This window comes from Streptomyces sp. NPDC034099 (genome assembly GCF_055575415.1).
Genome location: NZ_JBVISR010000022.1, coordinates 33,839 through 57,552, shown reverse-complemented (window position 1 = coordinate 57,552; position 23,714 = coordinate 33,839). Strand labels below are relative to the sequence as shown.

Here is a 23,714-nt window from a genome sequence, read left to right as displayed (position 1 = left end):
TGGCATCCGGCCGGGCGGCCCGCCTTCCCCCGCTTCCACTTCTCAGGAGTTGCCATGCCGCGAACGCTGCGCCGTGCCCTGCGACCGGCCCGCCTGCGTATCCCCGCCCGCCGCTTCACGGCCGGTATCGCGGCCCTGCCGCCCACCGCCCGCGAAGCGTTCGGCGACGACGCCACGACCCAGGAGGCCATCGCCTACAACCGCAGCCGTGTCGCGACCGCGACCGCCGTCGCCCTCTACCGCAGCGGACATCTGCTGCCGATGCCCAACGACCACCTGGACTTCCCGTACTCGGCCCCGAGCCCGGAGACCCGCGCCGCCGTCCGCGCCGCACTCGCCGTCCTGGAGGCGGACTACACCGTCACCGTCGCCCACTGACCTGCCCGCACCGTCCTGCGGGCCGCCCGCCTCCGGGCGGTCCGCAGCGGAAGGAGCCCTGGTGTTCCTGGTCACGCCCGACCACTCTCACGGCCTGGTGCCCCCCCCCCCCGCGCCGCCGAGGACCTCACGCCCGGTACCGAAGAGGCACTCACCACCCAGGGGTTCGCCTGGAACAGCGACATCGCGGCATACACCCGCCCGACCGGCCACAGCCCTGAGGACGTGGACCGCACCGCCGGCGCGCTGCGCACACTCGGCCACTTCGTCTTCCACCCCTACACGGCACGGGCCGGACACAGCCCAGCCCTCCCTTCGGACCAAGGAGACCGCCCGTGAATCCCCTGGAACTTGCCGAACTGCTGACTGCCCCGACCCAGCCTCCGGTCCGGGAGGCGTTGCGTGAACTCGCCCCCAGGGAGTTGGACACGCTGGTCATCGAGGCACTGGCGGCCACAGAGGAGGCGTGGCGACAGGTGCTGGTGAACCGGGTCAAGGCTTTCGCGGCCGGGCAGCCCGGCGACGGACGCCCGGCAGTGGCCGCCTACTTCACCACCACGGAACAGCGCGCAGCCGACGGCATGCACCTGGGCTGGAGCCCTTTCGTCGCCGCCCTCGCGGGCACCGAGGCCGTTCCTGATCTCCGACCCACCCGGACCACGGCGACCGCCGCGCCTGTGGAGAAGCCGCGCTGGCGGAACAGGTCTTCGCCGACCCGGAACTGGCCGCAGCGCTCAACCGGCTCGCGGCGCTGGACCCGCCCGGACACGGGGACGTCCTGAGCATCCACCTCCCCACCCGCGAGGTCACCCGCTTCAGCTGCTGACCGCCGGTCTGCGCGGGCACCGAGTTGCCCGCGCGGACCGTGGCGAAGCCGGCCACCGGCCCGCCCTCTCACCCGGTGATGAGCGAGCGGTGCGACCGGAGTCGCGCTCAGCATTTACGCAGGTCAAAGGGTATCTAGCCACTACAGAAAAAGGCACTATTATTTTTGTTGTGCGGGGTCGGGCCCCGCTCATTCGCCGCCGAGGCAAGGAGAAGGAGAGCCACATGGCCACCGCCGTCTCACCCCAGACCGACGCTCCCGCCGCGCACGAGGACGCCGTGCCGCAGATCGTCCAGCTCGCCCCGGCACTCCTGGTGCGCGACACGTGCAACGCACGCGAGCACGACACCGACCCGGACGAAAAGCTCATCACCTCCGTCAAGGAAATCGGTGTCGAGGAACCCATCAGCGTCCGGCCCCTGCCCGACGGCACCTTCGGCGTCTTCAAGGGCTGGAGGCGCGCCCAGGCAGCACAGGCAGCCAACGCCTCCGCCGAGCAGGACGGCCGCCCCGTGCGCATGGTCAACGCGTACCTACGCGAGGACCTTGTCGACCGCGACGGCTGGACCCGGCTCCTGTCCCTGGTCGAAAACGACCACCGCGAGAGCATGAGCGAACGGGACACCCTGCGCGCGCAGGAACTCGCCCTGATCGACATGAACGAAGTCGACCGGCGCTCGGCCGCCAAGGCGCTCGGGGTGGGACGCCACGCCGCCAAGCACGCCAAGACGGCGCAGAAGCTCAACGACGCCACGCTGCGCCGGGCAGCGGCCGGAGGCATGGACCTGGAGCAGACCGCCCAGCTCGCCGAGGTCGAGGACGTGCAGGGTGCGGAGAACCGGCTGCTGCGTGCCCTTCAGCGCGACCACGAGGAGGGCAGCGGCGGACGCGGCCACTGGGACCAGGAGATCGCCCTGCTGCGCGCCCAGCAGAGCGACGCCAAAGCCCGCGCCGAGGCCGAGCAGGAGCTGAAGTCGGCAGGCATCCCCCTGCTGGCCCCGGTGTCCTCGTGGCACAAGGACCCCGCCCAGCCCCTGACGGAACTCACCACCGGCCTGGGCAACCCGCTGACCTTGGACAGCCACCGAGGCTGTCCCGGCCACAGCGCCCGGCTCGACGACGAGCACAAGCCCGTCTGGTACTGCGCCGACCCGGCCGAGCACGGCCACAAGGTCCGGCCCAAGCCGAAGAAGCCGCCCACGGAGCAGGACGAGAAGGCTGCGGAGGAGCGCCGCAGGGTCATCGCCTGCAACCGGGCATGGAAGGCCGCTGCGGGGCCGCGCCAGGACTTCGTCACCCGGCTGGTCCGCATGAAGGCCCTGCCGGACGCGGCCCGCGTCTTCGCGCAGAAAGTCCTGCTGACCGTTCCCCACTACTACAGCTCGTGGGTCGACAAGCACGACTCGGAGGCCGTCGCGCGTTTCCTGGGACTCAAGGACCCCGACAAGGCCGACCTGACGGAGACAGCGGCGCAGCTTCCCAAGGCCCGTGTCGTGAACGCCCTGTTCGCGCACGTCGCCGCCGCCTGCGAGTACAACATCCGCGAACCCCGAACGTGGTCGAACCTCACGCCGCCGCAGGCCCGCTACCTGCTACTGCTCGAATCCCTCGGCCAGGCCGACAACGGCAGCTACCAGCTCTCCGAAGTCGAGCAGCAGGCCGTGGCCAGCCACCGCCCCGACACCGACGCCTGAGCATCCACACCTCACGCTCCGGCCGGGCACCGCCCGGTGCCCGGCCGGCCACCCCCTCCCCTTCAACCGAAAGGTGAAGCGCCATGCCCACCGGCATCAGCGAGGTCCGCGCCTAAATCAGCCAGCTGCCCGACACCGCCGCCAACGCAGGCCGTGCAGGAAGCATGCGCGACGCGGCTGCGTGAACTGGACTCCGCCGCCTACCACAGCATCACGGCGGGCTCCCGGGCCCGGATCACCGACTCGCTGCGCCCGGCCTGCCTGCGCAGGCTCACCGGCACCGACCAGGAACGCAACCGCAGCGGCACGCGCGCGGGCTTCCTGCTGGACGAGGACTCCACCCGACTGCTGCGCACCGGCCCCCGCAGCCGCTACCGCGTCCCCGAGGGCACCAAGCGGTACCGACTGCCCGGCAACGGCGTCCGCTCTCCTGCCTTGAGCTCATCGAGGACTGACCGCCCCTCGGATCGCCGGGCAGGGAGCGCTCGCCTTCCTGCCCGGCGGTCCCGGCGGCCATCGCAGAACGGCCGCTTCCCCCCACCGCCCGAGAAAGCAGAAACGACCATGGTCATCTCCCTCAGCACCGTGGCAGCCGCCCGAACGTACGCCAGCGACATGAGCACAGCGCCCCTGCCCGAGCCGTCACCCGCCGACGACGACGGCCCGCTGAAGCCGGCCCACGAGGCCGCCTACTACCTGGGGATGGGTGAGACGTTCCGCATCCTCACCCATCCCGGAGAACCGGCCAGCCCGGACGTGAACGAGCTGAGCACCGCCGTGCGGGCGGTGCCAGGCAGCGGCCTCTGGTACCGCCGCGGCGACGAGGCCGCCCGCCGGATCGTCACCTCCGACCGCCGCATCCGCACGCTGCCCCAAGGCCCCGACCAGCTCTGGGCACTGCTCGCCGACGTACTCCAGGCCCTGGACCAGCACGGGCAGGCCCCCCAGCTGGACGGCAGCAACCTGCGCCGTGCCCACCTCCTCGGGCACCCGGCGGCAATCCGCCGCACCGACCCCACCGGCGGCTGGGGTCCCGTGCGCGTGCAGTGGAACCCGGACGGCGCCTGCCGCTGGACCGACCTCCACCACGGCAGCTGGCGATGGCCCCACCCGGCAACCGACGACCCCGCCGCGAACACGCCACACGACTGACCGCCCCCGCTTCTGACCCGTGGGCACGGGCAGGCGGGGCTGCCCACGCGGTTCGCCCCGCCCCGCCTGCCCGGCCCGGCATTCCTCCCCGACGACGAAAGCGACGCTCCGCACCCATGCCCAACTCAGCGCCAGCGCCCGGGTACCGGGCGCGAACGCCGGTGCTCGTCATCAGCGACAGCCCGGAAGCCGACCCGGTCGGCCTGCTGCCTGCACGGTTCCCCTGCGACGCATGCCTTCGCCTCTGTTCAGCGCCGAGGAGTACCGGCTTGCCCCGCTCGTGATCCTGGACGAGCGCAGCTACACCGCGTTCCGGCTGCGCCACATGCCCCAGCGCCCCGGCCTGGTCCTCGCACTCGTCGGCACAGACGACGACACGGTCTACCCACGGGCCGCGGCCATCGGCGCCGAAGCCGTCGTCCGCACCGGACGGCACCTGTCCTGGCTGCACCTTCGCCTGCACGAGGCGACCGGCTGCCGCTACGCCAACTGGGACGACCTCCTGACCGGCCCTCCCCCACCCCCCGGCAACTGACGCCCACTCGCCCCGCCCCTCGAACCGGAAGAAGAAGGCTGATGCCCTCGATACCCCAACGCTGTGCGCGCCGGCCTCTGGCAGGAGGGCTGGTCGTGCCGTGGGTGCCAATGGTCCACGGCGGCCATGCCGCCTTCGGCAGCCTGCACGCCGAGCGGGCACTGGCCGCCTTCCTGCGGCGCCTGTGTCAGATCTGCGGCCAGCCCCTGGACGAGCGGTGCTACCTGATCGTCCGGCCGGCCGACGTCGGCCAGGGCTGTTCCCCCGAACCGGCGCTGCACCCCGAGTGCCTGCCGTACACCGCCGCGCACTGCCCCATGCTCAACGGCACCGCGACGCACTACCGCCGCCGCCCGGTCCTGGCCGGCCACCCAGCCGGACACCCGTGCACCGACCCGTCCTGCCCGTGTCCCTCCCCCTCCCCCGACGAAGGCCACACCGCGCGCAGCGGCAGCCCCGCCGACGGTACGAGGCCTGGATGATCCACACGCGGACCTACCGTCTCGTCCACCCACCCGGCAGGCCCGAAGTGACCACCGGCATCAGCGTCGACGTGCCCATCCTGCGCACACGCCTGCTGCGCACGGCGGCACTCACCCCCGAGCAGCAACAGCTGATGGACCTGTGGAACGCCCTCATGGACGGGTGACCACTCCCTTCTCCCGCACACCGCCCACCGCTCATGAAGGAGACTGCCGTGCTGATCACACCGGACCCAGCCACGCCCGAAGGCGCGGCCATCATCGATCTGGCCGCACCGATGGACGCCCTCCAGGCCCGCACCGGTGAATGGCCGGGCGCCCAGACCGCCGACATCCTCAGCGACTGGCTGCGCCGCTTCAGCTTCGCCGCCCCCACCGCCCACACGACACAGAGGGCCGGCCGAGCGTGGGTACTGCGCCGGTGGGACCGGCGCTGCGAGGAGGTGACACTCTGGTCCGACGAGGCATCCGCGCTGGGCTCACCGGCGCAGCACGTGCGCACCCACTGGGACAACGTGGCAGGCACCGACGGTGTCCCCCGCCGCCCTCCCGCCGACAACCGGACAGCTGTCGACGCCTACTACGGCCCGGAAGACGAACGGTGCGACGAGGACTACACGCTGCGCGCCTACGACGTCCTCCGCGCCGACACCAGGGCCTTGCGGGTCTCCGTCCATCTGGACGCAGCGGACGAGCAACTGCTCCAGGCCGACGGCGACGTCCCCGTGCAGGTGGACGTCGAGGACAGCACGGTGTCCACCCATCCCCCAGTCCCGCCGGCGCCGACCGGCTGGCGGGCCCTCCTCAGGCGGCTGGTGGGCCGAACCGCCAAGCACGAGGGCGGCGAGCGGCGACAGGAGGGTTGACCCACAGGCAATACTCACTATTATTTGTGTTCAGGAGGTGATCCGCATGACCCCTTCCGTCACCCACGTCAGCGGCACCGTCACCGGTGACGTAGAAGTCCGCTTCACCGAATCCGGCGTCGCCGTCTGCCGCTTCCGCCTCACCGACACACCCGCCCAGTGGGACGCCGCCGCACAGAAGTGGCGTGACGGCACTCCGATCCGCTACGTCTGCACCGCCTGGCGCACCCTGGCCCAGAACGCCGCCGAGTCCCTCGTCAACAGGGTCAGCATCCAGGTCAGGGGACGGATCACCGAAATCCGGGACAACGCCGTCTACCTGAGCGCCGACGACATCGGCATCAGCCTGCGCCAGCGCATCGCCTACACCGAGACCAGCCTGCCCAGCCCGGCCGCCGCCGCGCCGGTCACCGCACCGCCCTCCCCGGCACCGCCGTCCTCCTCCCGCCCTGCCACGAGACGACCGGGCAACCCGCCCGCCTGGTGGGATGAGCGAAGGTCCTCCGGCTGGTCCGGCGACACTCCTTCCCCCGCAGCAGCCGACGGCACTCCCCTTCACGTCGCCCGCTGACCGCCACCCGGCGCGGCACCGGTTCGCCTGCCGGTGCCGCGCTCTGCGCAATCCCACCGCCGCACCAGCGGCACATCCCCCTTCCGCTGGCCGCGCCCTGCCTGCCCGGCCAGCAGCACGCCGCCCGGCCTCAGGGCGACCCTTCGCCCTGCTCCAGGCCCTGCCGCCTTCCACGCCCGGAAACCCATGCCACCCCTGACCAGAACCAGAGGACACCCCCGTGGCTGAGAACGTCGAATTCTTCGAAGCCGTCGTCACCTGCTATCCCCAGGACGCCGACCATGCCCCGTTGCTCCACGACCCCGTTCACGCACGCGTGGCCCGAGCCGACGACGTCGTCGACGGCGACCTGATCCTGGCCGCCGTCTCACTACGCGGCGCCGACTACTTCAACGACCAGTACACCGCGCACCCCCAGCCCTACGACCCGGCCTGCCAGTGCGGAGTGTGCTGCCACCTCACCCACGAGAACGGCCGCGTGGTCGTGCTCTCCAACGGCCATCCCTGGAGCACCTGCGACCCATGGCGCGGCGACGACCTGGTCCTCATCGTCCCCGCCATCCGTCTGCCCGACCGGACCGCGAAGGAGTGAACACCGCCATGGCCCGCACCATGTACGCGCCGCCGCTGCCCGGCCTCACCACCACCGACGACCTGGACACCGTCATCAACTGGGGGCTTGGCTCCGACTCCACCGCCTACCTCGCGCGGATGCTCACCGCCCCCGCCGCGCACGGCATCGACCTGGACCGCACCGCCGTCCTCTACATGGCCACCGGCAGCGAATGGCCCGAGACCCGGCTCCTGGTCGAGGAGTTCATGCTGCCGCTGCTGCGCGAACACGGCGTGCGCCTGGTCCAGCTGGCGCGCAACGGGCACCGCAAGGAGGACGGGTTCACGGTCCTGGACGACTCAAGCCGCCCCGAGCGGCTCATCGTCCGCCGGCCGTGGACGCTGTGGGACGACCTGGAGTCCGTCGGCACCGTCCCTCAGCAGGCCGGAACCCGCAAGTGCAGCCTGTGGGCCAAGGGCGCGGTCGGTGACTAGTGGCTCGCCCAGGTCTTCGGCAGCCGCCCCTTCCGGCAGGTCATGGGCTTCAACGCCGACGAGCAGGGGCGCTGCCTGCGGGACGAGACCGCTTCCAGACCCCCGGGACGCACCGGCCGCTACCCGCTCCTCGACTGGGGCTGGGGGCGCCGGCAGGTCGAGGACTACCTCCTGGAGCGGTTCGGCGTGCACTGGCCCAAGAGCTACTGCACGTTCTGCTGCTTCCCCGTCTCCATGGGCGCCCTGCCTGCCCACCTGGAGCGCATGCGCACGCACCCGGACATCGCCGGTGATGTGCTGCGCCTGGAGTACACGGCGATGAGCCTCAACCCCAACGCGAAGCTGTACGGCCGCAGGAGCCTGCTGGAGTTCTTCGACCGCGCGCGGCCGCGGGACCGGGCATGCCTGGAGGCCTTCGAGCGGGAGCTGGACATGCCGTGGGCGCTCTACCACGTGCGCCGGCTGTTCCTCGCGTCGGCCGACGGCGGGCGGCGCCCGGTGATGCGCTCCACCGAGCGTGTCGACATCGGCCGCCCGCGCCAGCTGGCCGGGCGGCTGATCTCCGTCTCAGAGCGGTACGGCGTCACCGTCGAGCACGACGCGCTGTACGGGCGCGCCCGAGCCTGGCTCCGTCCCCGCGGCACCGCGTGGCCGATGGCCGAGGAACTGTTCGCCACCGCCCCCCGCCCGCGTGATCGACAAGCAGGACATGAACTTCGAGCCGCAATGGCACGCCCTGACTTCCGGTTCCACCGCACAGCTCCCCCTCACCTGAACCCCCTTTCCCTGTTGGAGACGAGACATAACGACCTGGCCGAAGAGCCCCGACACACGGAGGCGCCGTGATGCCGGTCCAGGAGCCGCTTCCGTTCGAGAACCTGCCAGAGATGCCGACGACGTCCCCCTGGTGCCAGCGGTGGCGCGAGAGGAAGCACTCCTGGCGGCATGTCCGGGACGGTGGCTCCGACGCCCGGCGCTACCACGTGGACGTCATCCCCGACGAACAGCCCGGCAAGGCGTTCGTGCTCGCCCACCACTACTCCCGTTCCTATCCCGTTATCTTCACGGTGATCTTTCCAACAGCCACGTCAGCCACATGCATGCTGAACTGGCCGGATCATCGGTATCCAAGGGGTGTTCGACATCACAGGCACGTTTGTGACGTCGTTCCGTGCAGAGCGGGCGACGCTGGCTAAGGACAAGTCCGGGTGGGTGATCGTCGGAGCCGACGACTACGCTCTCCACCGTGAAGGCTCGCTGTTCCTCGCAGGTCTGAGGGACGCCGGCCGGGCCTACAACACGGAGAGGACGTACGCCGGGCGGGCGGCACTGTACCTGTCGTACAGCACCTTCCACCGCCTGGAGTGGGCGCAGATCACCGTGTGGCAGCTCGCTCGCTTCATGCACTGGCTGGTGGAGGAGCCACTGCCATCGCGTGCCCGCGGCGGAGGCGGGCCGGAACGATTCCGCGACGAGAACACCGCCAACGCGATCGTGGGTACGGTCTGCGAGCTCCTGAACTTCGGCATACGCATGAACTGGGTCGATCCCGAACTCGCCGGGCAGCTCACCGAGCCCCGCTACCTGCGGTATCTGCCGAAAGGCTTCAACCCTGGCGAGAACGGCCAGCACCGTACGGTCCGCTCGCGGCTGCTCAAGCTCCGGGGCGTCGACTCGGGGATCGAGTGGCTGACGGTCGAGCAGATAGCCCGCCTGATCGACGTGACCCGGCACGCGCGGGACCGCTTCCTGGTGCTCCTGCTGTGGTGCACCGGCATGAGGATCGGCGAGGCGCTCGGACTGCGGCGCGAGGACATGCACCTCCTGGCCGACTCGCAGGCATTCGGCTGCCAGGTCAAGGGCCCACATGTGCACGTACGGCGCCGCTTGAACAGCAACGGCGCATGGGCGAAGTCGCGGAAGCCACGTGCCATCCCGGTGACCGCCGACCTCAGCATCTGCTACGCCGACTACCTCCACGAGCGTTCCGAGGTCCCTCAGGCAGACTTCACCCAGCAGGTCTTGGTCAATCTCTTCCGGGAACCGCTCGGACAGGCGATGACGTACTCCGGGGTCAAGGGATTGTTCGACCGGCTCGCCCGGCGGGCTGACCTGATCGCCCGGCCGCACATGATCCGTCACAGCGCCGGCACCGAGTGGATCCGCCAGGGCACCGACCGGTCGGTGGTCTCCGACCTCCTCGGGCACATGTCCGAGTCGTCCATGGCCCCGTACGTCCACGTCGACGAAGGGAGTCGCCGGGCCGCGGTCGAGCGCGCGGACGCCCGACGCCGGGAGATGGCGCGATGACCGTCGAGCTGACAGCCGCCACGATTGAGTCCCCCGTCGTCATCCTGCCCGTCGACCGCGCGGGGTGGATGGCGTGGCTGATCGAGAACACCGAACCAGATTGGCGTCCGGACGAATGGGACGCGGCGAACTGGCTCTTCACCGGCGATCCCGATAGGGACGAGACCGCGATATGGCGGTGCAACAGCGCCGGCTGCCACGTCGCGGTCCGCGCCACACGGCACCTGTGCCGGTCCTGCTACGAGCAGTTCCTCGAAAGCGGTCTGAGCCGCGAGGAGTTCGCCGAGGTCGGCCGCCGGGCGATGATTCGCTCCCTGCCGGGAGAACGGCCGTTGTGCTCGGCCGAGCGTGACGGCGTGCGCTGCGCCTTGGAGGCCCAGTCGCGCGGCGCCTGCAGCCCGCACTACGTGAAATGGCGCTATCACCTGAAGGGCGGAAAGACGGCGCTGACACTGGATGAGTGGCTCCAGGCCGAGGCCGAGCCGCTCCCGCCGGGCACACCATGCCTGGTCGGGGCCTGCGCCGGCAGCGCCCCTGGCCGGGTGCCGCTGTGCGCGTACCACCGCGATCGCTGGCGCCGTCACCGGAAGGAAGCCGGCATGAAGGGCACGATCCATGAGGGCATGATGGAGTGGGCCGCCGTACAGCCACCGTGACTGACCGGCTTCCAGTTCTCACTCGTCACCCTGCCCGAACTGCTCCGCCACGAGCTCCGCTACGCGCTGGCGGAACGCGACAAGCAGCGCCCCACCCTCAGCCCCGTCGCAATGCGGCTGATGGTCCGGGGACTCGCGGACGTGTCGTCGATCGCCGAGCTCACGGACAAGAAGCTCGGCGACCTCGGATACCTCGACCGCAACTGCGAGGCCCACTGGAACGACGTCGTACGTCTCGTGCGCGGTGCTTTCGACCGCTTCCGGGGCGTCGACCCGCTGGACCGGCCGATCTGGGAGCTCGGCGACCTCGGCCTGCGCTCACGCACGCAATCCGGTGTCCGCGTGTCCTCACGCCGGCTGGACGTCACACAGATCCGACAGGAGTGGCTGCGCCGCCTGCTGGCGGACTGGGTCAGGGAGACCACCCCCGACAACAACGACTTCCGGCGCACCTTCGAGGGCTGCTTGTCGGCATCGCGGGCCCTGTCCGCGCGGCCCGGCGGCGGACACGACCCCGGGGCCCTGAAGGTCACGGACGTGGACGCGGTCGTCGCCGCGATCCGCGACCGCAAGCGCCAGGACGGCACCGCCACTCTCTCCTACGGATCGCGCGCCGAACTCCTCGCGCACTTCTGCCAGCTGCTCGACTTCGGTCGGCGCCTTCAGATCCTCGACCATGTCGCCTCCGCCTTCGCCCGCCATCCGCACCACAAGATCCCGTATGAGGACCCCGCCGAGGACATGGCCGGCAGGGCCATCCCGGAGTACGTAGCCGCTCAGCTCGATGCCCACATCCACCTGATCGGCGACGACTTCGCCTACGGGGACATGGCACCCGACGCGGTGAAGGCCATGCTGCGCACCGCCTACATCCTGCTGCGCGATACCGGACGTCGCCCGTGGGAAGTGCGCTGGCTCCGGATGGACTGCCTCGAAGCCCAGGACAGCGAATACATCCTGATCTGGGACAACCACAAGGCCCGCCGCAACCGGCGCCGCCTGGAGATCGGCAGGGAGACCGCCTTTGCCATCCAGGAGTGGCTCGCGATCCGTCGGACCCTGAAGGTCCCCGCCCGCTCCAGAACCTTCCTGTTCCCGACCGCGCGCCACGGCTACGACGCGTGCATCGACGCGGACACCGTCGCCAAGATGCTCCGGCGCTGGGTCGACGGCCTGCCGGAGCTGCTCACCGATACCGCGGACAAGGACGGCAACCTCCTGCCGTTCGACCGCAGCCGCATCTTCGCCTACGCCTTCCGGCACACCTACGCCCAGCGGCACGCGGACGCCGGCACCGAGCTGAATACCCTGCGTGACCTCATGGATCACAAATCGGCAGATACCACCATGGGGTACTTCAAAGTGTCAATGGAGAAGCGTCGCAAGGCCGTCGCGACGATGCGCCAGCACGTCGTCGACCGGTACGGCAATCCGGCACCGACGACGTCCGCGACCGCTTGCGAGGCCCGCTCGGTCGCCGTGCCGTTCGGCAACTGCAAGGAACCCTCTAACGTAAAGGCCGGCGGCGGCAGTTGCTCGATTCGTTTCCAGTGCTCCGGGTGCGCCTTCTACCGCCCCGATCCTTCCTTCCTCCCTGCGGTCGAGGATCATATCCGTGCGCTCAAGGCCGACCGCGAGATGGCCAGGGCCCTGGGGACCGCGGAGTTCGTCGTCCGCAACTTCAGCGACCAGATCGACTCCTTCCAGAACGTCGTCACCAGCCTTCGCCGCCAGATCGAGGTGATGCCGGAGGAAGATCGGCGCCACCTCGAAGAGGCTTCCGCCGTCCTGCGCAAGGTCCGCGCAGCGGCAGCCCCGCCCGCCCTGCCAGTCCTGCCCGTCCCCACCGTTCCCGCCCGGAGAAGTACCGATGAGTGAGTCCCGCACCCCGGCTCAGGTCCTACGCGATGCGCGACAGAAGGACTCGCGCGACAAGCGCGCCCGCGTCCTGTCCGTTGTCGACCAACTGGTCGCGGAGAACGAACCGGTCACCTTCACCGGGGTCGCCCGCGCCGCGAATGTGTCTCACTGGCTCGTCTACGCCGAGGGCGTGCGCGAGCACATCGAGGCCGCCCGGCGCCGCCAGGGACGCACCGCGTCCACCAACGCCCGCGCCGGCGCCAAGGAACCCGTCGGGTGGAAGGTCGAGAAGCAGCTCCTCCAAGAGGACAACCGGCGCCTACGGCAAGAAGTCGAGCGACTCAAGGGCGCCGTCCGTCGCAGTCTCGGCCAGCAACTCGACCAGATCGGTGCCGCTGACCTCGGCACCCGCGTCGACGAGCTCACGGCGGAGAACCAGCACCTGCAGGGGGAGCGTGACGAGGCTTTGGCCCGCGTAAGGGATCTGACCGAGCAGCTCAACGAAGTCCAGGACGACCTGGCCAGCGCCAGGCTCAGCCTGCGCCGGATGATCCGTACCGAGAACCACGCTGTCAGTGCCTCGGAGAGGACGTGAGGGTCAGGTTGAGGCTGATCCTTTGGAGTGGACACCCTGACAATGGATCTTGATGGTCCAGGGAGGGATGTCCAGGTGGGACGCAAGTCTCCGTATCCGGATGAGTGGAAGGATGCCGTCGCGCTCCACCACGCCGCGGCTGGCAAGCGTACGTATGCGGCGGTGGCCGCGGTATCTCGGCGTCACCGCGGAGTCGCTGCGGACGTGGGTTCGCAAGGACGACTCACAGGCCGCGCCCGGACGCCGTAACGCGGGCGGGAGCGAGGCGGAGGAGCTGGCCCGGCTGCGCGCGGAGAACGCCCGGCTGCTGAAGGCGGAGAAGGAGTGGCGGCTGGAGCGCGAGATCCTGCGCCGGGCAGCCGCCGCCCTTGACCCGCTGGTCCTTCCGCGGCACCGACGCGAACACATCAGCGACGTAGACGCCAGACTCTCTCGGAAGCGGTTCACTTCATGTGCGTCCACACACCCACCATGCTCTTGATCAAAACCGACAGGAAGACCTAACGGAGTCCTACTCAGGGGTCGGCATGGTGCAGCCCCAGCGGACGGCGACGTACAGGTCCTTGATCGTGCGATTGTCGAGTTTCAAGACGAACTCGTCGCCGTCCAGGGGAATGCGCACCTCAGGGAAGTCGCGGGAGCGCAAAGCGCCGACGGGGGCTTCGAGCGAACCGGGGTTCCCCTGGCCGGCGGGTGGGGTGACGGTGACGGCTTCCGAGCCGTAGACCGTGATGCCGCCAGTGTCCAGCGCTCCCCGGGTGGTCCAGAAGGGGAAGTGCGCCGGGACCACCAGCAGCTTGAGCGGGGTCCCCGGGGTGGCGTCGGTCTGCGGGGTGTTCTTGAACGCGGCCCACGCGGAGGGGAATTCATGGCGCACCGAGAAGAGGCGTACGAAGGGGGCGACCCCGGCTTCGGCGGGAAGCTTGGTGAACTCGCGCAGGTGCTTCTCGGCCGCCTTGCGCAGCCCCTGGCCGCCCTCGCGGGCAGTGAAGCGCACGTGCAGAACCACGTCCGCGATGGTGTCGTAGTCGAACGGGCGGAACTGCGAGGGAAGTTCCAGGAGCCACGTGGAGACCGCCCCCGCCCCCTCGAACGGGAGCCGCCGGTCGTCGCGCAGGTTGGTGTCGAACATGCCGCTGTCGTGCTGCCCGACACTGGTCACGATGGACTGCGTGCTGCCGTAGTCGTCGTTGAACCGGTCGTCGCTGTCGCCGTCCCGCGCGTACCGCGATTCGCGCAGCGCGGGAGTGGTGCGCAGCGAGCTGTGCCGGAGCGTCAGCGTGGCTGGCACGCTGGTATACGGGCCGGTCACGCACGGCAGGCTCACCGCGACGCTCTTGATCCGCCGAAAGTAGTGCCCGGGCGTGTCCATGTCGAATGCCTCCTCGGGCACGGCGATTGTGCACGAGCCGTTCTGCCGGAGCTCGACCAGCTGGGCCGGGTCCAGTTGCAGCAGGCTCACCGACTTGGAGAGCTCGTACTCGCGGCGGTTCAGTTCCAGGTGCGCGGCGTCCATGCGCTTGAGGTCCTGGAACAGCTTCTCGCCCGCGTGGAGCTGGTCGGGTCCGCTTTGGTAGTCGTAGCGCAGGAACGTGAGGTCTCGGTCGCCGAGTTCGGCCTGCAGGGCGCGTTCCGCCTTGCGCGCCGCTTCCAGGGCCATCTGGAAGCACTGCGTGTACAGGCCGCGCACCTCCCGCCGCAGGTGCACGTAGTAGTCGCGGTCGGTGTGCTTGCCGTCGACGTTGACGGGCCCGGCCTTGGTGCGCTGACCTGTGAGGAACAGTTCGACGTCAGCGGACAGTTCGACCGCGCGCAGGTGGTTCGTGTGCTCCCATTGCGCTGCGGCTTCGCGCAGTTGCGCGGCGCGGAGCTGCTTGAACGACTGGACGATCTCACCAGCGATGGTGGCACTGTGGAAGGCCCACTCCTGCTCTCGCCGCGCGAACCCGCCAACCTTGGCGGCGCGGGCCGCCTGGTAGCCCAGTTCGCCGGCCACCGTGCGTCCGGCGCTGGCAAGCGCCGACGCCCCGTGGTGCAGGTTGGTGCCGCCGTACTTGAATGAGATGCCCAGCCCCCAGAAATGGCCGTGACCGGTGAAGTCGGGGATCGCTGCCAGTGCCGCGCCCACTGCGTCGGTAATGCCTGCGGCGTTCTGCCAGTTTTGGGCCAGCCGTAGGTTGGTGAGCTCGTCGAACTCGCGGGACGAGATGTGCATGCCGCCGGTTTCGCCGAGCCCGCCAGGGCTGATGTCCACCGGGACGTCCCGCGGAGCCATCTCCGGTTCCCTGTGATCGGCGCGGCCGGACGGGGCGTCGTTTTTGGAGGCGTTCGCCAGCAGCCCGTCGAGGTCCTCGCGTGACAGGGCATTCAGTCCCGGCACCTTGATGTCGCTGGGCGCGACGCCGAGCAGCCGCTCGTAGTAGGCGAAGCGTCGGGCCGCGGCGGTGATGGTGCGTTCGACGGCCTCTCGGTTCTTGACCGCCTCCTGCCATTGGGCGTACTTCACGCTCGCGGCGAGGGCGAGGGTGCTGTGCTCGTGCCGTGCGCGCAGCACCGCGAGGGCTTCGGCATCTTCCTTCTCGATCAGTGAGAGCAGGTTCGTGCCGAGTGCCTTGACTTCCTGGCACAGTCCGGTCGCCTGTTGCGCGAGGACGCTGTACCGCACCTGTGGAAGTGGCTGGTGGACGCCGCTGACCGCCGCGGCGAGGTCGACGCCCGCCGCTGTCGCGCGCACCAGCAGCGCTGGGTCGATCGGCGGTTCGAAAAGGGGCAGTTGGCGGAACGTGCCCTGCAGGTTGAGGCTGTTGCGGATCTTGAAGAGACGGTCGGCGACGGTGTCCCAGAAGCCCAGCAGTGTGGGGTTGGGCGGCACGCAGAAGTATAGCGACGACCCCAAGCTGCGCAGCGGGGCGAGCGCCGCGCCGTCCGTGGCCTGCGGCAGCGGCGCGTGGGCGAACGGGATCTCCGTCTCCAAGGACACCAGCGCGCTGCCGAACTCGCGCAGGTGCCCGCGAAGTGAGCGGTACGTCTGCGGTGTACCGCCGCCGATCTGCGGCACTGCCTGCGGGCGGGGACCGAGGAGGTTCGCGGCTAGGACATACAGCTGCAGTGCCTCGTTGACGCTCTCGCCGGTGTCCTCGGCGAACAGCGCGTCGCCCCAGTCGACAAGGTTCTGGAGGTAGGCCATGACGGCTTTGAACATGTACGCCGTCGGCCTGTAGCGGGCCACCAGGTGCGGGCTGAACGGGTTCTGGGCCCAGGCGTGGATGCTGTCGATGGTTTCCCGCTGCAGTGCGGGGTCGGCGCCGGTGACCAGATTGGTCAGCACCTGCTCGACGAGGCGCACCGGTTCGGTCTGGAACGGCTTGACCTGCCAGAAGCGCTGCGGCGCCGGGCCGAGGCGCCCGGTTGTCGGGTCGAAGATGTGGTGGAACCACCGCTGGGACTCTTCGTACCGCCGGTTGCGGCTGAGGTGGATGGCAATGGCCAGGGGCACGTGGTAGAAGAGCTCCCAGTTGTAGACGCTGTAGGCGCCCGCCGATCCGAACTCCAACTCCGCGACTGGATACGGCTTTTTGACGATCCCCGTTGGGGCGTACCCGTCCTCGTCGAAGAGTTCCTCGAACAGCACCGGACGCGGTCTGCCGTCCGGCAGCAGCGCGGGGACGCCCGGCGCATCCTCCTCGTAGTCGGTGTCCGCGGCCTGGAGACCAGCCACCGACTTCTCGATGAGGCGGTCGACGAGCTCGGACGCATACGGGTGGAAGTGCGTGCCGAAGCTGTACGACATGCTTCGCGTGTTGACGGTCACCCAATAGCCGAGGACGTCCCTAAACTCCGGCCGGTCCTCCACGGGCGCGCCCCCGCTGGGAGGAGCGGGCACGTCGATCCCGATGAGAGGGCCCCGGATAGCCCCGTCAACACGGGTGTCGATCAGGCTGTGGAAGCCGCCGAGGCGGAGGTCGTCGTTCACTAGTTGCGTTCCTCGATTCGCATCGCCTGGAGGGACCGCACGGCGACCGCCGGAACGGGCCCGTCCCCCGGGTCGCCGACGATCCCGTCGAACGCAGGGAATCCGGCGCCGCCCACCACCCGCAGCTCGGCCCCGGCGACAGTGTCCGTGTCCGCGGGATGGAAACGCACCCGTGCGCCGGCCAGGAGTCTCACGGGGCGCCCGGCGCCCACCGGGTTCTTCCCGTCGTCTCCGCCGACGATCCGGCCGGCCCCACCGGCCATGACCTTGCCGACCGTGTCGGGCCGCGCCCGCTGCCGCTCGGACCCCCAACTTCCGGAACCTTCCGAGCCGATACCGACAGACGGCGGCATCACCACCTCGATGCCACCGCGCTCCCCCACCATCCGGTCGTCGTAGGTGAGGACGGTCACCGGGTTCACCAGCCAGTCCTGCCCATGCTGTGCCGCAACCGTGGCGCGCGGGTCGATCCCCTCCCGCCAGTCGGGTCGCGGCCCGGGATCAGGCAGCTCCTCCTCGGGCGGTAGAAAGAGGTCGTGCAGGAACGGCCGGATCTTCAACGACTTCCTGTGGTGAGGGCGCAGCGGCGGCTCCTCCCACGGGCCAAGCGGCTCCGATTCGATCGTCCAAAGGCGCCATTCCCGGAGGCTCACGTCCGTCGCCATGGGCTCCACATGGAAGGTGTTCATGTCATCGGAGTAAAAGAACGGCAGCTCGGTCTCGGTCGCGGCGGCGCCGGCCCAGTACCCCTGTGGCATGGTCCGGAGGCTGTATTCGCGCGGCGGAGCGGCGAGGACGACCCTATTCACCGTGGTGGTGGTGGATGTGGTCCTGCCCTCCATTTCGAAAAGCTCCTCGATCTGTTCGGGGAAGCTGGCCGTCAGGGGCTCGCTGCCAGCGGCGTAGCGCGTTCCGTACCGCCTGTCCGGATCGGCGTCGTAGGGCGACTCGATGAGGTACTCCAGCTCGACCAATCTCGGGGGCGCATGACGGCTGACAACGCGCAGGCCCCAAAATGACACCGCGCCCGTCAGAACGATGTCGAGCTGCTCGCCGTTGATGAACGGCACGATCTGGATCGCCGCAGGGTCGAGGCCATCCGACACCATGATCCGGTGGTCTGCCGCGAAGCCGCTGTTCGCCACCTTCGTCCAGGTGCCGCGAACGTACTCGCTCCAGTGCAGATTCATCCGCAGATAGCGTTTTCCCTGGGCACCACTTGCCAGCTGCGACATGTGAGCCTCAGCGAGCCGCGGGTCGCCCGACCCCACCGGCAAGCTGGCTGTGGACGGGTCCCCCTCCAAAGTGAACGTCATCCAGAAGAGGTTCAGGCGCCCGCGCCACACGATCGCCGCCAAATGGTCGCTCCCGGCCTGGATGTCCAGGGGAATGGGCTCCCAGGGTGTCCACATGTGGTTTGCATAGCGCCGGACGAAGTACCTGTGCGGCGCGCTGTACGTGCGGCCGACGACGTGCAACACGCTGGTGCCGGCGCTCGGCGGACGCCTTTCCTCAGCCATCGCCACGATGTCGAGTCTCGCGATGGCGTGCAGGCCGTGCAGGTAGGCCACGAAGGAGTCCTCGACGGCGTCGTCGCCGAGGTCGCTCTGCAACAGCGCTCCTTCCAACTGCCGGAACAGATGGGTCTTGTCGTCCCGGAATTCGGGCCAGAGGTAGTTCTCCGGCCACAGGAAGACCTTGCGGTTCGCCTCCCACACCCGGTAGCGCTTCATCCACGCCCACACTCTCCCGTCGATCACCGACGGGTCGACACGTTCTTCCTGGCCGAGCAGGCAGCGCTGTACGAAGGTCTGCACGGATGAGATCGCGAGCCGCAACCGCGAGGTCTGAACGACCGGCTCGGTGCCCGGGTCGAGCAGGAAGTGCTCGAACAGCGCCTCCGTGTGCGGGAATTTGCCGAGGTGACTGACCCGGGCGACCAGCGCGTCGCGGCGCAGCCGGCGCAGCCGGTCGGAGATGGGCCCCGCGGCTCGCGGCCAGGTCTCGGGACCGACCCGCCAGCGTGCGGCGTCGCGCAAGCCCCGGGCCGCCTTCGCGTCGGGCCCGGGTGCCGCCCAGGCCCGCGGGGCAGGGGCCGCTGCGCCGGGCAGGGCGGTGCCGAGCAGCGCGTCGACCGGGGCACCGACCCGCGTCGTGATGCGCACCGCGTCGACGAGCCGGGCGAGGTCCGTTGGCCGGCGCAGGGCGGGGATAGCGGTGGTCTCGACGCCGGCGTCGACGCTGCTCACGGGTGTGGTCAGGCGGAGGTGCGCGGCCAGGGCGGCAACCGAGTCCGGCTCGGTCCCGGTCAGCCGGGCCAGAAGCGCGCAGCAGTCCTTGACTAGTTCCCCGGCCAGGACGTTCCGCGCGCCAGCGTCCAGGGGCCTGGTGGCGCGTTCCGCCGCGGCGAACAGTTCGGTCAGGCGGCCGGGCCCGGCCCCCACGTCGGTGCGCAGCCGGGTGTAGCGGATCAGCGCGAGAATGCCGTCGTACGCCTGCCGCAGCGCCGTGGCCGCTTCCGGCGCCGTCGGGTCGACCGGGGCGAGGGGCAGCGCGTCGGCGTCGAAGCCGCCGAAGTCCTCGGGATGGGCGGACGCGTACCGCAGTTCGTCGACGGACAGGCCGAGGGCGGAGGCCAGGAAGACGATCTTGCGCAGTCGGGCGTGAGCCCGCGGCAGCCGGTCGGGCGCCTCTGTATCGAGGTAGGCGTCGAGCAGGCGCGTGCCGGGCGGCGCGTCGGGCGGCGCGTCGGGAGCGCTGATCAGTTCCCGTTCGGTCAGCAGTGCGGCGGCCGTATCGGGTTCCACGCCGAAGGCGGTGGCGATCGCCCCGATCGCGAAGGCGGTGACGACGCTGTGCTGCACGGCCGGTGCCAGGGTTGCCGCGAGCCGCTTGCGGGCAGCGGGGTCCAGGCGCGGCACCGCCGCGGCACCGTCCGGTCCCGTGTCCGGGAAGACGATGGGCAGGTCCTCTTCGGCAAGGAACAGGGCTTCGGGGTTCTGCGCCGCGGCGGGGACGAGGTGGTCGGCGCGGAAGGCGTCGCGTTCCGGGGCATGAGGGTGCGCGTTCCAGAGCCGGAAGAAGGCCTCGACCGCGGACGGCGGCAGCAGCAGCGCGAGTTGCGCCGCGATGCGATCGTCGGTGTACGCGGCGGGGTCCACCGGTGCGGCGTGCTCCGCGCGCAGTTGCGGAACGGTCTTGGCGAAGGCCGCGCCGATCGTCCCGGCCGACGCCGGGTCGGTGGGCGCGGTCGCGTGCGGCCCGTCGGGATCGATGTCGTGGAGCACCAGGTAGCGCATGTCGGCGACGGTGCACCCGCTGCCGTCCAGAAGTGCGGCGTCGTGCTGGAACCGCAGGGTGGCCAGCAGCGGTTTGTCGTCGGTGCCGGTGAAGGTGGTGAATGGACTCCCGCCCGACATTGTTTTGAGAGCGATCAGGTCGCGCACCGGCATGGCCAGCGCCTCGGCAAGAACCGCGTAGCGGTGGAGCACGGACACGGCCCGGATCGTGAGGGCCGTCGACTCAGCGAGCCCGGCGTCGGCCAGCACGGCGTGCATCTCGGCCGTCGACAGGCCCAGCGCGCTCTGCAGTGCGGGGAGGTGTCCGCCGACCGTCTCACCCGAGGCGGTCAGGAACGCACCGAGCGGGTGGTCGAACACGTCGTCCTGGCCGAGGACGTCGCGGGTGAGGAACAGTCGTGCGTACAGCGGGGCCACTCCGGTGGTGGGGATGTCGGTCCACAGCGTGACCAGACGCTCCCGGTCGATCGTGCCGCCGGCCCGTTCCCGTAGGGTCTCCACATGCGCCAGGCAGGTCAGCGCGAGGCGCCATGCGGCCGCCCACTTCTCGGGAGTGGCCTCGCCGGTCGGCTGGTGGAAGAACGCGCACAGCGCCCGGTCGGTCTCGGCGGTCGACCATCCGAGGCTTGTGCGCAGCCGGACGAACAGGTTGAGCCGCGTCAAGTCGGCCGCGGCGATGGGCAGGTCGGCGCGGTCGGCGTAGCGCAGGGTCACGGCGTCGAAGTCGGAGGCGGAGCCGGCCGACCACAGGAGCAGGATGCCGGTGAGGGTGCCGTCGACCGCCCAGTCCCGGACCTTGTCCCGGAGGTCGATTCCGGTCGCGGCGGACGCCTTGACCAGTGCCGCGGCGGTGGCGCGCACGGCGAGAGCCATGTCGCGCTCGTCGCCGGTCACCGTCGCCAAGTCGCCGGTGAGCAAATCCTCGTGCGCGGCGAGGGTGACGATGGCCGCGACGTCCAGCCCGATCCGGCGCAGCAGTTCGACTGCAGGCAGACGGGGGTTGACGAATCCGGTGCGGATCAGGTCGACGAAGTCCTCGTAGTCGACCCCGAGTCGGCGGGCCAGGGATTTGGCGGTCGCGAGCCCGGAGCGCGCGCTCGCATCGTCCAGATGGCCATAAAGCATGTACCACGCGGTGAGTTTCTCGGGGTTGGTGTACAGCTCGGTCTCGGCGGGCGAAAGTCCAAGGTGTTCGACGGCCACTTCGAAGGCGCCGTACCCGGACCCGTCAGCTGGGGCGTTGTCGTGGACGCGCAGCGTGTCTAGGAGCCGCCAGAAGGAGACACCCACAGCCTCCAGGTGGGCACGCACGGTTTCCGTCCACAGGTCGAACGGAAGCGGCCGCGGGTACATCGCGAGGGCCAGGTCGTCGTAGGCGGATTCGATGACGAAGCGGGGCTCGGCGAGCAGTTCCTCGGTTGTCTCGGTCGTGGTGTTGCGGACGTCGTCGGGCCCGAGGCGGCCGCCGCCGGCGATCCAGAACTCGAGGACCTCGTTGACGATGTCGATGTAGGGCAGCGCGGTATGGGTGTTCTCGCAGCTGAGTGCCAGGTTGGGAAGGTCCGGGCGGCGCTGGGTCAGCACATCGTACGGCGTGTCGGTGCCGCCCGGGTACGGCACGCCGGGGTGGGTGCTGTTGTAGCGCGCGAGGGTGGCGGCCCAGTTGTCGGCGTCGACGTCGAGGAACTCAAGCAGGTCGACGAGGTATGCCGCCGGGCTGAGCACCGACCGGCACTCCACGCAGGCACAGAAGTCCGCCGAGCCGAACAGCTTCTCCAGGGTGGGGAGGGCTTTCTTGATGCCCTGCCTGGCCGCGTCCAGCGCATCCGCAGCCGATTCGCCGGGCCGCGCGGTAGCCAGGGTCGCCGGCGTGGCGTCGAGTTGGTGCACCCCGGTGAGGAAATTGAGGGTGACCGCGTGTACTTGCTGCGCCTTGCTGTACACCAGCCGGGCTTCCAGTTCCGACGGGAACGCGTCGGCGTGGCGGGCGAGGAACTCCTCTTGTGGGAGGGCCGCAATATCACGCGCCGAGGTGAAGCCCGCCTCGGTCACCGCGGCCAGCGCGGCATCGGACGGGGTGATCTGGTGCAGTCGGACGAGCTTTCGCAGGCCCTCAAGGGTGCTCCGGTCGTCGTCCGGCAGTTGCCCGCTCACCTCGGGGTTGTCGCGGAGGAACGCGTGCACGGGTGTGGCGCCGAGCATGAAGCCCTTGTCCGCGGCGGACCGCAGGAACGCGGCGACCGGTGCGGCGACGTCCCGCTCACCGTGGCGCAGCGGCACAGCCCCGGTCTCCAGCAGGCGGGTCGCCACCTCGGTCGGGTACGCGATCCGCAGGCGCCGCGCCGCCTCCTGTGCCAGCTGCGGGCGGGCGGCCTCGGGGACTCCGGCGTCGGCGAGTCGTTCGGTCCAGTTCTCCGCAATATGCAGGTCGTGCTCGCTGACCAGGGTGCCGAGGTCGTCAGCGTCGCCCAGGTCGGCATGGAGGCTGACCACGAGCGGCGCGTTGTTGAGGGTCAGGGCGGCGAGCTTGCCCTGGGTCCGCAGTTTACGGATCACCTGCTCCGAGACCCCGTTGGCCGCTGCCGCGTCCCACAGGCTCCCGCCGTCGCGGTCGAGCAGCGCCCGCTCGAATCCGGCGCGCTCGTCGCCGGGCAGGTCCGCGAGGTCAAGCAGTTCTGCGGGCGTCGAGACGGTGCCGGGGACCCGGGAGGTCATCCGCACCGAGTCGGCAAGCGACGCGAACGCCGCGGCGGACGCCTCGAGTTCCCCGTCGTCGAAGGCGACGATCCCGGCATCGCAAGCGCGCTTCAACGCCTCGGTGGCCTCGGCGGGCGGGCGTCGGGCAAGCAGGGCGGGGTCGGTGGGCAACCCAGCGCGGAACATCGCGTACAGAGCCTTGGCCGAGAGTCCGGCCGAGCCCCCGGTCCTGACCTGGGTGGCCTGCTTGGTCGAGCCTTCGGAACTGACCTGCGCGGCCTGCTGATTGGACTCGACCGCCACACGCTCGGCCTTGGCGGCCAGTGCGAGCAGCCGGCTGTCCCAACCGGTCGCCTGGTGCAGGACGCCGAGGTCCTGGCGGCCGCCCCGCTCCCGCGCGTTCGCCAGCTCCGTGACGGCCAGGTCCGCGCGCTCGGTCAAGGCGGCGACCAAGCGGTCATACTCGGGTACGAGCGGCCTCAGATCCCGCGGGGCAACGAGGTTCACCGGTTCACGCGTGTGTCCGTCCAGCGAGTCGGCGAGCCTGACGGTGGCCGCACCGTCGTCGGGGACGGCATGGACCTCGTAGAGCACTCCGGGTGCGATGGCGTCCAGCGGGAACGCGTAGTCTCCGACGCCGTCGGTGGTGACGTCGGCCACCTCCATCAACACCCCGGCAAAGCCGCGCCGGAACAGCCGAAGGGCCAACCCATCGGCGGGAACACCGTCCTGGAAGTAGATTCGCCCGCGGAGTTCCAGTGGTTCAGGCATGG

General features: G+C 70.1%; 18 protein-coding genes and 1 pseudogene. 17 read left to right on the top strand and 2 right to left on the bottom strand.

Annotation, left to right across the window (positions count from 1 at the left end; genetic code table 11):
- The first annotated feature begins 54 nt into the window (after positions 1-54).
- The 17 genes and pseudogenes from ACZ56V_RS37300 to ACZ56V_RS37220 all read left to right on the top strand — a co-directional run.
- The gene (locus ACZ56V_RS37300; RefSeq protein WP_468948096.1) at positions 55-378 is read left to right on the top strand and encodes a hypothetical protein; all 324 of its coding nucleotides are present in this window, start codon (positions 55-57) and stop codon (positions 376-378) included.
- Between the two features lie 335 nt (positions 379-713).
- Positions 714-1,160, top strand: a complete 447-nt coding sequence (locus ACZ56V_RS37295) for a hypothetical protein (RefSeq protein WP_468948094.1) — start codon at positions 714-716, stop codon at positions 1,158-1,160.
- 268 nt (positions 1,161-1,428) lie between these two features.
- Positions 1,429-2,898, top strand: coding sequence for a ParB/RepB/Spo0J family partition protein (locus ACZ56V_RS37290; RefSeq protein WP_468948092.1), 1,470 nt, complete (start codon positions 1,429-1,431; stop codon positions 2,896-2,898).
- Between the two features lie 153 nt (positions 2,899-3,051).
- Positions 3,052-4,050 (top strand): hypothetical protein, encoded by a 999-nt coding sequence (locus ACZ56V_RS37285; RefSeq protein WP_468948090.1) that lies wholly within the window; start codon positions 3,052-3,054, stop codon positions 4,048-4,050.
- A 232-nt stretch (positions 4,051-4,282) separates the two neighbouring features.
- Positions 4,283-4,585, top strand: a complete 303-nt coding sequence (locus ACZ56V_RS37280; protein WP_468948088.1) for a hypothetical protein — start codon at positions 4,283-4,285, stop codon at positions 4,583-4,585.
- Positions 4,586-4,680: 95 nt separating this feature from the next.
- Positions 4,681-5,067 (top strand): hypothetical protein, encoded by a 387-nt coding sequence (locus ACZ56V_RS37275; protein ID WP_468948086.1) that lies wholly within the window; start codon positions 4,681-4,683, stop codon positions 5,065-5,067.
- Positions 5,064-5,234: a hypothetical protein gene (locus ACZ56V_RS37270; protein ID WP_468948084.1), complete on the top strand. Its 171-nt coding sequence runs from the start codon at positions 5,064-5,066 to the stop codon at positions 5,232-5,234. Before ACZ56V_RS37275 ends, ACZ56V_RS37270 begins: the two co-directional genes overlap by 4 nt.
- A gap of 48 nt (positions 5,235-5,282) precedes the next feature.
- A complete protein-coding gene (locus ACZ56V_RS37265; protein WP_468948082.1) occupies positions 5,283-5,933 on the top strand; it encodes a hypothetical protein in 651 nt (216 codons plus the stop codon).
- A 46-nt stretch (positions 5,934-5,979) separates the two neighbouring features.
- Positions 5,980-6,504, top strand: coding sequence for a single-stranded DNA-binding protein (locus ACZ56V_RS37260; RefSeq protein ID WP_468948080.1), 525 nt, complete (start codon positions 5,980-5,982; stop codon positions 6,502-6,504).
- Positions 6,505-6,724: 220 nt separating this feature from the next.
- Positions 6,725-7,096, top strand: coding sequence for a hypothetical protein (locus tag ACZ56V_RS37255; protein ID WP_468948078.1), 372 nt, complete (start codon positions 6,725-6,727; stop codon positions 7,094-7,096).
- Between the two features lie 8 nt (positions 7,097-7,104).
- The gene (locus ACZ56V_RS37250) at positions 7,105-7,551 is read left to right on the top strand and encodes a hypothetical protein (RefSeq protein WP_468948077.1); all 447 of its coding nucleotides are present in this window, start codon (positions 7,105-7,107) and stop codon (positions 7,549-7,551) included.
- Between the two features lie 42 nt (positions 7,552-7,593).
- Positions 7,594-8,397: a hypothetical protein gene (locus ACZ56V_RS37245; protein ID WP_468948075.1), complete on the top strand. Its 804-nt coding sequence runs from the start codon at positions 7,594-7,596 to the stop codon at positions 8,395-8,397.
- 366 nt (positions 8,398-8,763) lie between these two features.
- Complete coding sequence (locus ACZ56V_RS37240) at positions 8,764-9,861, top strand: tyrosine-type recombinase/integrase (protein WP_468948073.1); 1,098 nt, start codon at positions 8,764-8,766, stop codon at positions 9,859-9,861.
- Complete coding sequence (locus ACZ56V_RS37235; protein WP_468948071.1) at positions 9,858-10,517, top strand: hypothetical protein; 660 nt, start codon at positions 9,858-9,860, stop codon at positions 10,515-10,517. Before ACZ56V_RS37240 ends, ACZ56V_RS37235 begins: the two co-directional genes overlap by 4 nt.
- Before the next feature lie 111 nt (positions 10,518-10,628).
- Complete coding sequence (locus ACZ56V_RS37230; protein WP_468948069.1) at positions 10,629-12,395, top strand: tyrosine-type recombinase/integrase; 1,767 nt, start codon at positions 10,629-10,631, stop codon at positions 12,393-12,395.
- Positions 12,388-12,972: a DUF6262 family protein gene (locus tag ACZ56V_RS37225; RefSeq protein WP_468948067.1), complete on the top strand. Its 585-nt coding sequence runs from the start codon at positions 12,388-12,390 to the stop codon at positions 12,970-12,972. The genes ACZ56V_RS37230 and ACZ56V_RS37225 overlap by 8 nt, the downstream gene beginning before the upstream one ends.
- Before the next feature lie 75 nt (positions 12,973-13,047).
- A pseudogene (locus tag ACZ56V_RS37220) lies at positions 13,048-13,335 on the top strand (transposase); the annotation flags it as partial.
- Between the two features lie 148 nt (positions 13,336-13,483).
- Here ACZ56V_RS37220 and ACZ56V_RS37215 read toward each other — a convergent pair.
- Positions 13,484-16,945: a Tc toxin subunit A-related protein gene (locus tag ACZ56V_RS37215; RefSeq protein WP_468948065.1), complete on the bottom strand. Its 3,462-nt coding sequence runs from the start codon at positions 16,943-16,945 to the stop codon at positions 13,484-13,486.
- Positions 16,945-23,712, bottom strand: coding sequence for a neuraminidase-like domain-containing protein (locus ACZ56V_RS37210; RefSeq protein ID WP_468948063.1), 6,768 nt, complete (start codon positions 23,710-23,712; stop codon positions 16,945-16,947). Before ACZ56V_RS37210 ends, ACZ56V_RS37215 begins: the two co-directional genes overlap by 1 nt.
- Between the last annotated feature and the right edge of the window lie 2 nt (positions 23,713-23,714).